A 14,993-nucleotide genomic window follows, 5' to 3' on the forward strand; every position below is an offset into this window, starting at 1 on the left:
ATTGTGTTAATTTGAATTAAAAACAAACCCCGTTTTTGTATTTTTGCATTAAAATAGCACCATGTCAGATTTTATAAAAAAATACCGTCTCTTTTTTGGAGTTTTCATTGTTTTTTCGGCAATTATTTTATCCTTATTTTATTTGGCTTTAAAGCCAAAAAAAACACTTCCCATTTTCAATCCCGCAGATGTAAATCCAGAATTAGTAGACAGCACCGTTCAGTATAAAAGCAAATATCATACGATTGCCGATTTTTCATTCATTAATCAAAATGGGAAAACCATCACCCAAAAAGATTATGAAGGCAAAATATATGTCGCTGATTTCTTCTTTACCACTTGTGGCTCCATTTGTCCAAAGATGACGACCAATTTATCTGATATTCAAAAAGCTTTCGCCAATAATCCAAAGGTAAAATTGCTTTCTTTTACCGTTTTTCCAGAGACTGACAGTGTTCCCGTTTTGAAGGCTTACGCCAAAAAACACGATGTTGATGACAACAAATGGAACTTAGTCACCGGAGATAAAAAAGAAATTTACACGATGGCCAGAAAATCCTATTTGGCTGTAAAACTTGGTAAACCAAGTGAACTCTACGATATGGTTCACACCGAAAATTTTGTTTTGGTGGATACTAAAAAAAGAGTGCGTGGTTTTTATGACGGGACCAATAAAGAGGACATGAAACGATTAATTGAGGACATCACTTTTTTGAGTAACAAATAATAAGCATAAAGACGGATTTCTACTTTACAAATAACTGTTTTTATAAAAGACAACCGCTGTCTCGATTTGTTTTAATTACCGTATAAATGTGATAATTATCATTTGTATTTGTATTAAAATGTGTATTTTTGCAATCTTAATTCAATCTAAATAAGTTTTGCAAACAACGATACATTCTCTCAAAAAAGGCGAACAAGCCATTATAAAAGATTTTGACATCGATACCGTTCCATTAAAATTATTGGAGATGGGTTGCTTACCAGGCAATCTGGTAGAATTACTTCAAATTGCACCTTTTGGAGATCCTTTGTATTTGAATATTAATGGTTCATACGTAGCAATCAGGGTGGAAACCGCAAAAGAAATTGAGGTTGAGATTATAAAAACCAACTTATGGTAAGCAAGCAAAACATCAATGTCGCTTTAATTGGGAATCCGAATGTGGGCAAAACTTCCGTTTTTAATCAGCTGACGGGCTTGAATCAACAAGTGGGTAATTATCCCGGAATTACCGTTGAAAAAAAGATAGGTTTTTGCAAATTACCCAATAATATTAAAGCTAATATTCTGGATTTACCCGGAACCTACAGCTTGAATGCCAGTTCGATTGATGAGAATGTGGTCATTGAATTATTACTGAACAAAAACGACAAATTATATCCTGATGTAGCGCTTGTAGTTACCGATGTAGAAAATTTAAAACGAAACTTACTTCTTTTTACCCAAATTAAAGACCTAGAAATTCCTACTATTTTAGTCATCAACATGGCCGATAGAATGAAATTTAAAGGAATTACACTGGACATTCCATATCTGGAAGAACACTTAAAAACAAAGATTGCATTAATCAGTTCCAGAAAAGGGTATGGAATTGATGAATTGAAAAAGTTGATTGTAAGCTACCGAACCATTTCGAGCGAACCTTGCCTGAATGCCTCCGTAATTGATCCCGATTATTTCAACAGTTTGCGTAAAGCCTTCCCAAATCAATTGCTGTATAAATTGTGGCTGGTTATTACACAAGACGTAAATTTCCTGAATTTAGAACGAAATGAAATCCGAAGCTCGTTTACGAAATCGCACTCTGATTTAAAACGTTTGCAACAAAAAGAAACTATAAAACGCTATCAATTCATTAATGATGTTTTGAAAGTGGGACTAAAAATCGATTCTTCCGTTGCAAGAGATTACCGAAGCAGATTGGATCGCGTGCTGACACACAAAGTTTGGGGATACGTCATTTTCTTTCTTATTTTGTTTGTTATTTTCCAATCCATTTTCGAATGGTCTAAAATTCCAATGGATTTCATCGATACTTCTTTTGCTTCCTTGAGCACGCTTGCTGCCGAAGGATTGCCAGCCGGAGTTTTAACCAACTTAATTTCGCAGGGAATCATCCCGGGAATTGGAGGAATTTTGATCTTTATTCCACAAATCGCCTTTCTGTTTATGTTTATTTCAATACTCGAAGAAAGCGGTTACATGAGCCGTGTGGTTTTCTTGATGGACAAAATCATGCGAAAATTTGGTTTATCGGGCAAAAGTGTTGTACCGCTTATTTCCGGAACAGCCTGCGCCATTCCTGCGATTATGGCAACTCGAAACATCGAAAACTGGAAAGAAAGATTGATTACTATACTCGTAACTCCATTCACCACCTGTTCTGCCAGATTGCCGGTTTACGCCATTATTATCGCTTTGGTAATTCCGGATAACCGCATTTTTGGTTTTCTGAACATGCAAGGAATGACCTTGATGCTGTTGTATCTTTTGGGTTTTGGAATGGCTATTTTTTCAGCTTACATTTTGAATAAAATTCTGAAAATAAAAGGAAAGACATACTTCGTCGTCGAAATGCCCAATTATAAATTACCACTTTTCAAGAACGTAGGTATCAATGTAATTGAAAAAACAAAGGCTTTTATTTATGGAGCTGGAAAAATCATTTTGGCCATTTCCATCGTATTGTGGTTTTTAGCTTCTTACGGACCAGGTGAAAAATTTAATAACGCGGAAAAAATTGTTGTTGAAAACACGAAGCAAAATCCATTGCCGGAAGATGAATTTGAAAACGCTGTCGCTTCGCAAAAACTGGAAAATTCCTATATTGGAATTATGGGAAAAGCCATTGAACCCGCCATTTCGCCTTTGGGTTACGACTGGAAAATAGGTATTGCCATTATCAGTTCCTTTGCGGCCAGAGAAGTTTTTGTGGGAACATTAGCCACGATTTACAGCGTTGGCGGGAGCGATAATGAAGTTACCATCAAAAACAAAATGGCTGCCGAAATCAATCCGGTTACCGGTGAAAAGATTTTCAACTTCGCCTCAGGAATTTCATTGTTGTTGTTCTATGCTTTTGCGATGCAATGCGCCAGTACACTAGCGGTTACCAAAAAAGAAACCAATTCATGGAAATGGCCGGCCGGGCAATTAATCTTTATGTCTGGATTTGCTTATGTTGTGGCGTTACTTGCGTACCAAATTCTGAAATAAATATTGAACAAAAGTTAAATTTGACAATTTAATTATTTTTATCTTGTCTAAATAAGAATTAGATTCTACCTTTGCCGCGTAGAATTAATCTAAATAAAAATGAAAAATATTATAATTACCGGTTCACTCCTTGTTACATCAGTGTTATTTGCACAACAAAAAGAACTTTCAAAAACTCAAAAGGACAGTATTGAAAGTTTAAATGAAGTCATCATTACTACCGATGCTATTATCGGCAGTAAATTCAAAGCTAAAAACAAAGCCGGTTCTACTTATTTTATTTCTCCAAAAGAATTAAAAACCTTCAATTACGACGACGTTTCCCGAATTCTAAGAACAGTGCCCGGAGTTACTATTCAGGAAGAAGATGGTTTTGGTTTACGTCCAAATATCGGAATGCGAGGAACTAGTCCCAACCGAAGTGAAAAAATTACTTTGATGGAAGATGGAATTCTTATTGCTCCGGCTCCTTACTCCGCTCCTGCGGCTTATTATTTTCCAACGGTAAACAGAATGCAATCTTTCGAGATACTGAAAGGCGGAAGCCAAATTCAATACGGACCCTACACCACTGGAGGAGCGATGAATATGGTTTCGACGCAAATTCCAAATCGTTTTTCAGGTCGCGTAATCGCCAGTATTGGAAGCTTTAATACCAAAAAAACCTATGTGAATATTGGTGACGAGCATAAAAATTTTGGTTATGTTTTAGAATACAACAACCGCAATTCTGATGGATTCAAAAAAATTGACAACAGCTCAAAAAACACCGGTTTTCAAGGAAATGATTATGTAGCAAAATTCAGAATTAATACGGATGCTGATGCAAAAATTTACCAATCGTTAACTGCAAAAATTCAGTACAGCGAGGATTTGGCAAACGAAACGTATCTTGGCTTGACCGATGCCGATTACGCTGAAAATCCTTACCGAAGATACATTGGCTCGAGTGAAGATTATATTGAAACGGAACATAAACAAATTATGCTGACGCACTTGATAAAACCTTTTCAAAACTTCAGTATCACGACCAAAGCTTATAAAAATGATTTTGCCAGAAACTGGTATAAATTGGATGCTTTGAAACTTGGCGCTTCAAAGGTTAGTATCAATAATATTTTGACAAATCCTACCATTTACAATGCAGAATACCGCGCTGTAACTGCTGCCGATAACACAAGCGATAATGCCTTATTGGTAAAAGCTAATAACCGTGTTTATGAAGCTAAAGGAATTCAAACGGTGGCGAACTACACTTTTGAAACGGGAAAAGCAAAACACGATATTGATTTTGGTATCCGTTACCACGAAGACTTTAAAGATCGTTTCCAATGGGTTGACGGATATGCAATTCAAAACGGAGTGATGAACAGAACCAGCAACGGAACTCCCGGAACTGACGCCAATGCTATCGTAAAGGCAGAAGCCATTGCTGCTCATATTCTTTACAATCTGAATATTGATAAATTTACTTTCACACCCGGAATTCGCTACGAAGACATCAAATTGAATTCATTGAATTATGGAACAAAGGATGTCACGAGAGCAGGTACAACTTTGGCGAAAGCCAATAATAAAACAAATGTTTGGATTCCAGGAATAGGGATTCTGTATAAAATAAATGACGATTACAATATTTTTACAAGTGTGCACAAAGGTTTTTCGCCTCCAGGTGTAAAAGCGGGTGAAGACGCTGAAAGCAGTTTGAATACAGAAATGGGTTTCCGTTTTCACAAAAATGCATTACAAGGGGAAATCATCGGTTATTACAACAACTTTTCTAATCTTCAAGGTTCAGATTCGATGTCAGGCGGAGGAGCTGGGACTGGTGATTTATTCAATGCGGGAGAAGCTATCGTAAAAGGAATTGAAGTTTTGGCAACCTATGACGTTATCAACAACCAAGAAAAAGGGTTTAAAATACCGGTTACCGTTTCCTATACTTTAACAGATACCGAATTGAAAAATAATTTCAAAAGCACCATTTGGGGAACTGTAGAAAGTGGAGACGAAATTCCATACATCGCGAAAAATCAGTTGGCTATCACAACCGCATTTGAAACTGAAAAATTCAATTTTGCCCTTAGCGGAAAATATGTCGATGCTTTCCGAACTGAAGCTGGTGTTGGAACTATTCCGGCAAACAACAGAGTGGCTTCAAATTTCATTATAGATTTTTCAGCTAAATACCACCTTACTAACAACATCAGTTTGATGGGAAATATCATAAATTTATTAGACAAAGAATACGCAGTTTCGAGAGTTCCTGCAGGTTTACGACCAGGACAGCCTTTTGGAATTAACTTTGGAATAATGGCACAGTTGTAAAAACTTTGTCATTAGTTTAACTCAAAAAAGCAACCTTTTTCGGTTGCTTTTTCTTATTTTTACAATATGGATATTCAAGAAATTTTAGCTTTTTTAGCGCTCGGAATAGCACTGGCTTTTTTGATTAAAAAATTCTTCTTCAAAAAGAAAAAATCGGATAAAGATTGCGGTAGCGGCGATTGTGGCTGCAACTAATCCTATCTCAAATAACCAATTTTCAGGTGATACTCTTCTGGATTAATCTTGGTTCCTTCTTTTGGATAGGGCAATAAACGAATGCTTTTTATATTCTTTTGTTTCGCTGGTAAATAAGTTGCAAACCATTTCTTATTGTCTTCTTCATTTTTCATCGAAAACACCAAAGTCGTATCTTTAATCAATTTTGAATCTTTATACACTGAAACAACGGCTGTAACTTCTCCTGCCCAAATACATGTCACGCCTTCCGGACATCGGGAATCAGTAGCAATCGCTTTTAAAACCAACTGAAATCCTTTTTGATTGGGACATACTTTTTGCTTTATGGATACGTATTTAACCTTTTGTGATTTTTGGCTTTGCGCCAAAACTATACTGCTGATAATCATAAAAAAGAATAGCACTAACTTTTTCATATATTGTATTTGAAGATTTAAAAATTTTATTGAAAGACAACGAAATTTCTAACTTAAAGCTACGTCCAAAACCATCATCACAATAAATCCTCCGACGAATCCCAGCGTGGCGATATCGGTATTTTTATCTTGTTGCGTTTCCGGAATTACTTCTTCCACTACTACAAAAATCATTGCGCCTGCGGCAAAAGCCAAAGCATACGGTAAAATCGGAGTGAAAAATGTGACTGCAAAAGCACCTAAAACAGCGGCAACCGGCTCCACTAAAGCTGAAGATTGTCCGTACATAAAACTTTTCCATCTGCTCATTCCCATACGTCGCAAAGGCATAGCAACAGCGATTCCTTCCGGAAAGTTCTGAATTCCAATACCAATCGCTAACGTTACAGCACCGGCAATGGAAGCCTCCGGAATCCCGGCGGCCACGCCTCCAAAAAGAACTCCAACAGCCAATCCTTCCGGAATATTGTGCAATGTAATTGCCGAAACCAACAAAGTGGTGCGTTGCCAAGGCGACTTAATTCCTTCGGTGACTTTAAAATTGATGTGAAGATGAGGTAAGACTTTGTCGATTCCGAAAATAAAAAGCGCGCCTAGGAAAAAACCAAAAGCTGCGGGAATGACTTTTGCAAAGCCTTCACCACCGGTCATTTCTATAGCTGGTGCCAATAAACTCCAAAAACTGGCCGCAACCATTACGCCACCGGTAAATCCGAGCATTCCGTCAAGAACCGTCCGATTCATAGTTTTAAACATAAAAACGAAAGAAGCTCCCAAAGCCGTTAAGAACCAAGTGAACAAACTTGCATACAAAGCGGCTAAAATTGGATCGATGCTCGTGAAATAATCTATTACAGATTGAAACATAATTATTTGATGTATATATTACTGGCTATTTTATTTGAAACTGTTATTTCTTTGTTTCCAACCCGAATTCTGAAAGAGGAATCAAAACTTTCCTTTTCGATAATTTCAATTTGGGAACCCAAAGCGATTTCTTGTTTGTCTAAATATTTTAAAAAATCCGAAGAAGTATCTTTTACTCCCACACAAATCCCCATTTGGTTTTTCTCGAATTCAGAAAGCAATTGTTTTTCTACTTTTATAATTCTTCCGTTAGCATCCGGAATCGGATCTCCATGTGGATCTTCAGTGGGATTTCCCAGAAAATCATCCAACTTATTGATGAGTTTTTCAGATTTGATGTGTTCCAATTGTTCGGCAATCTCGTGTACCTCATCCCAAGAAAAATCCAACTTTTCCACTAAAAAACATTCCCAAAGACGGTGTTTTCTAACGATCATCTTCGCCGCTAATTTCCCTTTTTCAGTAAGAGAAACGCCTTGGTATTTTACATAGTTCACCAAGTCTTTCTCGGAGAGTTTCTTTAGCATATCAGTAACGGATGATGCTTTAGTTTCCATTTTTTCAGCAATGGCATTGGTACTGATATCAGCATCCGAAACTGCCGTAAGATGGTAAATGGTCTTGAGATAATTTTCTTCTGAAAAGGTCATGCTGTGCTTTTTGAATACTCTTTTTTAATTTTAATACAAACTGATTTATTAATTTCTTCTTGAAGACTTCTCACTAAACCAATTAAGTTATTGATACAAATGTAATTAAAAAATTGGATTTGCAAAATATAATTTTTAGCTTTGTCTAAATTTAATTTAAGTATTGTGAAAAAAATATACGCATTAGTGCTTTTTTTGATGTTTCACTTTGGCTATACCCAAGAAAAAACAAGTCTTTCGGGATTTGTTTCATCAGAAAAAAAAGGGATTTCGGAGGTCCGCGTTTTTTTAATTGGTACAAAATACGCCACTCAAACGGATAGTTTAGGCAAGTATATCATCGAGAATATTGATGTCGGAAGTTATAAAATTCAAGTTGTCGCTACCGGTTTTCAAACTTTGAAAAAGAACATCGCCGTCAAAATCAATGAAAACAACATTTTGGATTTTGAACTTTCAAATACCGAAAATCAACTTAACGAAGTCGTGGTTTCGGGAACATTAAAAGCGGTAAAAAGGTTAGAAAGCGCCGTTCCTGTCGAGGTTTATTCCCCAATATTTTTCAAGAAAAATCCAACGGCCAGTATTTATGAAGCATTACAGAATGTAAATGGTGTAAGACCACAGCTTAATTGTGGCGTTTGCAACACAGGCGACATCCATATTAATGGGCTTGAAGGTCCGTACACTTTGGTTCTAATTGACGGAATGCCCATCGTGAGCAGTTTATCGACGGTGTACGGATTATCTGGAATTCCGAATTCACTGGTGGAACGAATTGAAATCGTAAAAGGTCCCGCTTCGTCTTTATACGGTAGTGAAGCTGTGGGCGGTTTGATCAATATCATTACCAAAAACCCAAAAAACACTCCCCTATTCTCCGCAGATGTGTTTTCTACTTCTTGGTTGGAAACCAATGTTGACTTAGGAGTAAAACTCAATGTAGGCAAGAAAGCGACAGCTCTTTTGGGTCTAAATTATTTCAGATACAATCAAAAAATAGATAACGACAACGACAATTTTACCGATGTGACGCTTTCTGACCGTATTTCCCTTTTTCAAAAATGGACTTTCAACAGAAATGAAAATCGATTGTTCACCATTGCGGCGCGTGGCGTTTATGAAGAGCGTTTTGGTGGCGATGTACGTTGGGAGAAAAAACACCGTGGCGGAGACGAAATCTATGGCGAAAGCATTTATACCAAACGAGCCGAATTGATTGGAAGTTACCAATTGCCTTTTCCGGAAAAACTGGTGCTGTCTTTTTCAGGGAATGTACATTTTCAAGACAGTCGCTACGGTACAACGAGCTATATTGCCAACCAAAAAATTGGCTTTTTACAGCTGACTTGGGATAAAAAAATAGGGAGAAATGATTTACTAACCGGAATTGCTACCCGATACAATTATTACGATGACAATACAGCTGCAACTTCAAAACTTGGAAATAACAATCCAGAAAAAACGTGGTTGCCGGGAATTTTTGTTCAAAACGAAATTACATTCACTGAAAAACACAAGATACTTCTGGGACTACGTTACGATCACAACTCGTTTCACGGAAGTATCTTGACGCCACGAATTGCCTATAAATGGAAATTGAATGACAATAATATTATTCGATTGAATGCTGGCACGGGTTTTAGAGTAGTGAATTTATTTACCGAAGATCACGCTGCTTTAACCGGCGCTCGTGAAATTATAATCGCAAATAACCTGAAACCGGAACAATCGATAAATGCCAATTTAAATTATATCAAGAAAATAAATTTCGAAAACGGCACCTTTATTGGCATTGAAACTTCACTTTTTCATACCAGATTTAGTAATAAAATTGTTTCGGATTATGTTACTGATCCCAACCAAATCATTTACGACAACATCAATGGTTACGCGATAAGTCAAGGAATCAGTATGAATATCGATTTCAATTTCCCAAATGGATTAAAAATGATCACAGGCGCTTCTTTACTAGACAACAAAAACGTTCAAAATGGCCGAAAAGAAACGCCTTTTCTAACCGAAAAATTTACGGCAACGTGGAGCGTTTCGTATAAAATTCAAGATATCGATTTGAATATAGATTACACTGGAAATGTGTACAGCCGCATGCAATTGCCTCTTTTAAGCGCTTTAGATCCTCGTGCTCCAGAGTCGCCTTGGTACAGTTTGCAAAACATTCAGTTTACCTATTCTGGTTTAAAAAACGTTGAATTTTATGCCGGAATTAAAAACCTGTTGAGCTTTTTGCCCAAACAAAATAACCCTTTTTTAATTGCAAGAACAAATGATCCTTTTGATAAAAATGTAACGTACAACTCGAACGGACAAGTATTGGCAACGCCTGAAAACCCGTATGGGTTGACGTTTGACACGACGTATGTGTATGGACCAAATCAAGGAATCAGAAGTTTTTTTGGACTTCGATATACGTTACGATAATGAAAAATAAACTTGCTATACTGTTGCTTTTATGCTGTGCGATTCCTGCTGGATTTGCGCAGTTGCATTCGGCTTCATTCGAACAAATCGACAGTTTGCAAAAGATCGAAAAGAGAAATACGATTGTTTTTATTCAAACCGATTGGTGCCAGTTTTGTCATGCCATGAAAAACACCACTTTTAAAAACGAGGAAATCATCAAGAAACTCAACAACACTTTTTATTTTGTTAATTTCAACGCCGAAGAAAAACGAAGCATTGTTTTCAACAAAACTACTTTTCAATTCAGGCCCACGGGAAACAACTCCGGAACCCATGAGCTGGCCATCGCATTAGCAACAGTCAATAAGCAACTAAACTTTCCTGTTTTGTGTGTTTTGAATAGTGAAAATGAGATTGTTTTTCAGCACAGCGGCTACTTAAAACCAACAGAATTTAAGCTGATTTTAGAGAAACTAAAAGAATAAAATTGTTTATTTTTGGGGAAATGTTAAATTCCCAAATGAAACACTACGATTATATTTTTACCGGTGCAGGATTATCGGCTTTGATGACCGTGTATAAAATGGTGCAATCCGGAAAATTTAAAGATAAAAGTATTTTGTTGCTGGATGAAAATACCAAAAAAACCAACGACAGAACGTGGTGTTTTTGGAAAACCAACGATTCACTTTGGGAACAATCAATTTCAAAAAAATGGGACTCGGCTTTGTTTGCCAATGAAGACTTCCGCAGGGATTTAGACTTAAAACCGTACCGCTACAATATGGTGAAAGGGTTGGATTTTTACACTCAGGTATTTGATTTGATTTCGAAACAAGAAAATATCACTTTCATCCATGAAAAAGTATTGGAAATTGAAGAATCTGAAACTATAATTCTAATACAAACCGAAAGCGAATCCTTTTCGTGCTCGAAATTGTTTAATAGTATTTACAACAAACAAAAAGCAGCAAGCCAGACCTCATATCCTTTGTTGCAGCAGCATTTTATTGGTTGGTTTATCAAAAGTGAACAGCCTGTTTTCAATCCAGAACAAGCTACATTCATGGATTTTTCGGTGGAGCAAAAAGGAAATACCCGTTTTATGTATGTGTTGCCCACTTCCAAAACTGAAGCTTTACTGGAATATACGTTGTTTTCACACCACCATTTAAAAACTGAGGAATACGAAAACGAAATCCAGCATTACATCGCAAAACTTGGGATTACAAACTATGAAATCGTCGAAAAAGAGCAAGGCAGCATTCCCATGACGTGTTATCCTTTTTGGAAAGCGAATACGAAAAACGCAATCAACATAGGAACTTCCGGTGGTTGGACGAAAGCCAGTACGGGTTACACTTTCAAAAATTCTGATAAAAAATCAACAGAATTGGTAGCTTTTTTGCAAAGGGAAACCGACTTTACTAAGTTTCACAAAAGAACCAAATTCTGGTTTTACGATTTGCTTTTATTAGACATTTTAGACCGAAAAAATGAATTGGGTTCTTCTATCTTTTCTTCAATGTTCAAAAAAGGAAATTCAACATTAATTTTTAAATTCTTGGACGAGGAAACTACATTTAAGGAAGACATTGAAGTAATTTTAAAATGCCCAAAAATGCTATTCATTAAAGCTATTTTTCATGTGGCTTTCAAATCATTGAAATAGCAATAAAACTATAACAAAACTTTATAATTCAACTCCTGTTCTTGAATGTAAACTTTGTAACTTTGCAACTTAAAATTAGTATTGATTTAAAATATAAAAATATGTATCCAGAAGAAATGGTAAAACCAATGCAAGAGGAACTAACCGCTGCAGGTTTTCAAGATTTACATAGTGCTGAAGCAGTAGAGAACGCAATGAAATTAGAAGGAACAACACTAGTAGTTGTAAATTCGGTTTGTGGTTGTGCTGCCAGAAACGCACGTCCCGGAGCAAAAATGAGTTTAGATGGCGCTAAGAAACCAGACCATTTAATCACTGTTTTTGCAGGAGTTGACAAAGAAGCAGTTGATGCTGCAAGACAACACATGTTCCCTTTTCCTCCATCATCGCCGAGTATGGCTTTGTTCAAAAACGGAGAATTAGTGCACATGCTAGAGCGTCACCACATTGAAGGTCGCCCGGCTGAACTAATTGCTGAAAACTTGAAAGATGCTTTCAACGAATATTGCTAAAATTTACATTTTAGAATGTATCAACCCTTTCTGAGTTCTAAACTCTGAAAGGGTTTTTTATTTATAAACTAGGTGAACTTTGTATAATTTTTTTATTTGGAGCTATTTAGCTTCGCTGAATCTTCGATGTCCAGCTATTCGTTTCAATCTTTTTTCCCGCTGAAAAAAGCGGATAAAAAAGGATTTCCACTGCTCTCTGGGCTAGAAAAGGTTTTATGCTAAAAAGATGTGTATATTTGATAATTGCTACCAATAAAAAGCAATTTATACATTTAACACCTATGAAACATTTTTTCACATTCATATCTTTGCTCTCACTAGCATCTTGTAATTCAATAGTTAAAGATACATATCAAAAAGTTAGTCTTAAGAATTATGCAGAAGAAGCCATAAAGGATTAGTTACTTGGAGCCAGTCCAATAGTAGTCATCTCAAAAGAATCAGTCAAAATATATTCCAAAATGAAATTAAATCATCCTGTATTATCTAATCTAAATAGAAAAGGTCTAGTCATTATTCCAAAAAATTCAGATGTGATTGAAGATATTTTCGATGTCGAAAGTAAATTAAATGGAGTAATCGTTTTCATGGAAGCACACGAACTAAAACCAGATTTTAAAAAGTTACGATATGTACTAAATGGAAAAGAAATTGGAAAATCTGTATCAGATTCAATTGATATGAAAAATATAAAAAGTTTTGTAGTAATTCAAAAATGGAATACCAATCAATGTGTTGCTTTTTTAAATACTAAATACTAAAAATAGTATATTAAAATTTAGATAAAACAATATCTATCTTCGTTCTTACTTAAAATAAGTAATAATTTTAAAAAATGAAAATAAACTACTGATAATTAGCATACTGTTCATGTTCTTATAGTCTTGTAATAAAAAAAGACAACACTAATGGTGAAAATCATAATATTACAATTGCTCCCCGCTGCCGCACGAATCCTTTCGTGTGGCTCGAAGCGATAATTCCAATTTTGGAAAACTAACCATTTTATTTATCACTAATACCCCGCTCACGCACGAATCCTTTCATCCGGCTCGAAGCGGTAATTACGATTTTGGAAAACAAACATTCTATTTTTCACTAATGCCCTAGCCCAGATTGCAGCGGCATCCTCTTGTTGTAGCAATAGCGGAAACAAGAGATATAGCGAAAAGCTGGAAATAGCTCCCAAAAAATTAAACCATTAAGACATTACGGTAAATTAAGCATGTGTTGTTATTGTTTTTGAACCTTAGTTCCTTCAAAACTTTGCTCCTCTGAACCTTTTTCCATACTTTTGCAAAAAATATATTTCTCAACTTAAAACTGTTTATAGCATGCAACTGTATAACACATTAAGCGCAGAGGAAAGAGCCATCATGATTGATGATGCCGGAAAACAACGTCTTACGCTGTCTTTCTATGCTTATGCGCAAATCTCAAATCCAACACAATTTCGTAACAAATTATTTCTAGCGTGGAACTCACTTGAAGTTCTGGGTAGAATTTATGTAGCCAGTGAGGGAATCAATGCCCAATTATCATTGCCTGCGGATAATTTTTATGCGTTCAAAGATACTATTGAAGTCTATGATTTCATGAAAGGAATCCGATTAAATATTGCCGTAGAACAAGACGATCATTCGTTTTTGAAACTTACCGTAAAAGTCCGTGATAAGATTGTGGCTGACGGTTTAGCCGATGAAACTTTTGATGTAACAAATATCGGAATTCATTTAAAAGCTAAGGAATTCAACGAATTACTCGACGATCCAAACACGATTGTAGTTGATATGCGAAATCATTACGAAAGTGAAATTGGACATTTTACCAAAGCTATCAAACCAGATGTGGATACTTTTCGTGAAAGTTTACCCATCATCGAAGAACAACTTGCGGAACACAAACAAGACAAAAAACTATTGATGTATTGCACCGGGGGAATCCGTTGCGAGAAAGCCAGCGCTTATTTCAAACACAAAGGTTTTGAAAATGTGTACCAACTCGAAGGCGGAATTATTGAATACACACGTCAGGTAAAAGCCGAAGGATTAGAAAGTAAATTCATTGGAAAAAACTTCGTATTTGATCATCGCTTGGGCGAAAGAATCACGGACGATATTGTTTCGCAATGCCATCAATGTGGCGCGCCGTGTGATGTGCATACGAATTGCGTGAACGAAGGCTGTCATTTACTTTTCATCCAATGTGACTCTTGCAAAGAAAAAATGGAAGGTTGCTGTTCTGCAGAATGTGTGAGTGTCATTCGCTTGCCGGAAGAAGAACAAAAAGCCATTCGAAGAGGCATTAAAAACGGAAATAAGATTTTCAAAAAAGGAAAATCAGACGTCTTGACTTTCAAAAATAACGAAGAAACTCATGGAGTTTTTGTTGCAGAAAAACCAAAAACTGCCGTTAAAAAAGAACCTAAGATTAAGAAAATGTATATTGGAAAAGGAACTCACTTTTTTCCAAAACCAAGTATTGGTCAGTTTTTAATTGAAGAAAACGAAATCAAAATTGGCGATACGATTCTAATAAAAGGCGCCACAACCGGCGAACAAAAAATAGTAATCAAAGAAATGCTTGTTAACGATTTAGAAAAAGAAAAAGCAGTTTCTGGAGATACTTGTACCTTCAAATTACCGTTCCGGATTCGATTATCTGATAAATTATATAAAATTGTAGATTAGTGGAAATTTAAAA

13 protein-coding genes are annotated in these 14,993 nt (G+C 36.1%); 10 read left to right on the top strand and 3 right to left on the bottom strand.

From position 1 onward, the window contains the following. Positions 1-61 precede the first annotated feature (61 nt). From BMZ76_RS03085 to BMZ76_RS03100, 4 genes are all read left to right on the top strand, one after another. On the top strand, positions 62-727 hold the full coding sequence (locus BMZ76_RS03085) for an SCO family protein (RefSeq protein ID WP_091203253.1): 666 nt from the start codon (positions 62-64) through the stop codon (positions 725-727). Between the two features lie 157 nt (positions 728-884). After that, positions 885-1,127 carry a FeoA family protein gene (locus tag BMZ76_RS03090; RefSeq protein WP_091203254.1) on the top strand — a complete coding sequence of 81 codons (243 nt, stop codon included), beginning with the start codon at positions 885-887 and terminating at the stop codon, positions 1,125-1,127. Then, on the top strand, positions 1,121-3,223 hold the full coding sequence (gene feoB / locus BMZ76_RS03095) for a ferrous iron transport protein B (protein ID WP_091203255.1): 2,103 nt from the start codon (positions 1,121-1,123) through the stop codon (positions 3,221-3,223). Before BMZ76_RS03090 ends, feoB begins: the two co-directional genes overlap by 7 nt. 99 nt (positions 3,224-3,322) lie before the next feature. Continuing rightward, complete coding sequence (locus BMZ76_RS03100) at positions 3,323-5,551, top strand: TonB-dependent receptor family protein (RefSeq protein WP_091203256.1); 2,229 nt, start codon at positions 3,323-3,325, stop codon at positions 5,549-5,551. Between the two features lie 197 nt (positions 5,552-5,748). Here the strand turns inward: BMZ76_RS03100 and BMZ76_RS03110 are convergent, their stop codons facing one another. Genes BMZ76_RS03110 through BMZ76_RS03120 form a run of 3 tightly spaced genes read right to left on the bottom strand, consistent with a single transcriptional unit; the run spans position 5,749 to position 7,682 of the window. Continuing rightward, the gene (locus tag BMZ76_RS03110) at positions 5,749-6,165 is read right to left on the bottom strand and encodes a hypothetical protein (RefSeq protein WP_091203258.1); all 417 of its coding nucleotides are present in this window, start codon (positions 6,163-6,165) and stop codon (positions 5,749-5,751) included. Positions 6,166-6,213: 48 nt separating this feature from the next. Further along, positions 6,214-7,032: a ZIP family metal transporter gene (locus BMZ76_RS03115; protein WP_091203259.1), complete on the bottom strand. Its 819-nt coding sequence runs from the start codon at positions 7,030-7,032 to the stop codon at positions 6,214-6,216. A gap of 2 nt (positions 7,033-7,034) precedes the next feature. Further along, the gene (locus BMZ76_RS03120) at positions 7,035-7,682 is read right to left on the bottom strand and encodes a metal-dependent transcriptional regulator (RefSeq protein WP_091203260.1); all 648 of its coding nucleotides are present in this window, start codon (positions 7,680-7,682) and stop codon (positions 7,035-7,037) included. Between the two features lie 198 nt (positions 7,683-7,880). On the opposite strand from BMZ76_RS03120, the gene BMZ76_RS03125 reads away from it, so the two are divergent. The 6 genes from BMZ76_RS03125 (at position 7,881) to trhO (ending at position 14,980) form a co-directional block, all read left to right on the top strand. Beyond that, on the top strand, positions 7,881-10,124 hold the full coding sequence (locus BMZ76_RS03125) for a TonB-dependent receptor (RefSeq protein WP_091203510.1): 2,244 nt from the start codon (positions 7,881-7,883) through the stop codon (positions 10,122-10,124). Further along, on the top strand, positions 10,124-10,591 hold the full coding sequence (locus BMZ76_RS03130; RefSeq protein ID WP_091203261.1) for a thioredoxin family protein: 468 nt from the start codon (positions 10,124-10,126) through the stop codon (positions 10,589-10,591). Before BMZ76_RS03125 ends, BMZ76_RS03130 begins: the two co-directional genes overlap by 1 nt. Positions 10,592-10,626: 35 nt before the next feature. Continuing rightward, positions 10,627-11,778: a lycopene cyclase family protein gene (locus BMZ76_RS03135; RefSeq protein ID WP_091203511.1), complete on the top strand. Its 1,152-nt coding sequence runs from the start codon at positions 10,627-10,629 to the stop codon at positions 11,776-11,778. A 101-nt stretch (positions 11,779-11,879) separates the two neighbouring features. Then, complete coding sequence (locus BMZ76_RS03140; RefSeq protein ID WP_091203262.1) at positions 11,880-12,290, top strand: BrxA/BrxB family bacilliredoxin; 411 nt, start codon at positions 11,880-11,882, stop codon at positions 12,288-12,290. A gap of 461 nt (positions 12,291-12,751) precedes the next feature. Continuing rightward, positions 12,752-13,051 carry a hypothetical protein gene (locus BMZ76_RS03145; protein WP_091203263.1) on the top strand — a complete coding sequence of 100 codons (300 nt, stop codon included), beginning with the start codon at positions 12,752-12,754 and terminating at the stop codon, positions 13,049-13,051. A 573-nt stretch (positions 13,052-13,624) separates the two neighbouring features. Beyond that, on the top strand, positions 13,625-14,980 hold the full coding sequence (gene trhO / locus BMZ76_RS03150) for an oxygen-dependent tRNA uridine(34) hydroxylase TrhO (protein ID WP_091203264.1): 1,356 nt from the start codon (positions 13,625-13,627) through the stop codon (positions 14,978-14,980). Positions 14,981-14,993: the final 13 nt, after the last annotated feature.

It is taken from the genome of Flavobacterium xueshanense (assembly GCF_900112975.1).
GTDB lineage: Bacteria > Bacteroidota > Bacteroidia > Flavobacteriales > Flavobacteriaceae > Flavobacterium > Flavobacterium xueshanense.

Bases quoted from the DNA above. Each gene is read 5' to 3' on its own strand.
- BMZ76_RS03085 (WP_091203253.1), top strand. From the start codon at position 62: ATGTCAGATTTTATAAAAAAATACCGTCTCTTTTTTGGAGTTTTCATT.
- feoB (WP_091203255.1), top strand. From the start codon at position 1,121: ATGGTAAGCAAGCAAAACATCAATGTCGCTTTAATTGGGAATCCGAAT.
- BMZ76_RS03100 (WP_091203256.1), top strand. From the start codon at position 3,323: ATGAAAAATATTATAATTACCGGTTCACTCCTTGTTACATCAGTGTTA.
- BMZ76_RS03110 (WP_091203258.1), bottom strand. From the start codon at position 6,165: ATGAAAAAGTTAGTGCTATTCTTTTTTATGATTATCAGCAGTATAGTT.
- BMZ76_RS03115 (WP_091203259.1), bottom strand. From the start codon at position 7,032: ATGTTTCAATCTGTAATAGATTATTTCACGAGCATCGATCCAATTTTA.
- BMZ76_RS03120 (WP_091203260.1), bottom strand. From the start codon at position 7,682: ATGACCTTTTCAGAAGAAAATTATCTCAAGACCATTTACCATCTTACG.
- BMZ76_RS03125 (WP_091203510.1), top strand. From the start codon at position 7,881: ATGTTTCACTTTGGCTATACCCAAGAAAAAACAAGTCTTTCGGGATTT.
- BMZ76_RS03130 (WP_091203261.1), top strand. From the start codon at position 10,124: ATGAAAAATAAACTTGCTATACTGTTGCTTTTATGCTGTGCGATTCCT.
- BMZ76_RS03135 (WP_091203511.1), top strand. From the start codon at position 10,627: ATGAAACACTACGATTATATTTTTACCGGTGCAGGATTATCGGCTTTG.
- BMZ76_RS03140 (WP_091203262.1), top strand. From the start codon at position 11,880: ATGTATCCAGAAGAAATGGTAAAACCAATGCAAGAGGAACTAACCGCT.
- BMZ76_RS03145 (WP_091203263.1), top strand. From the start codon at position 12,752: ATGAAATTAAATCATCCTGTATTATCTAATCTAAATAGAAAAGGTCTA.
- trhO (WP_091203264.1), top strand. From the start codon at position 13,625: ATGCAACTGTATAACACATTAAGCGCAGAGGAAAGAGCCATCATGATT.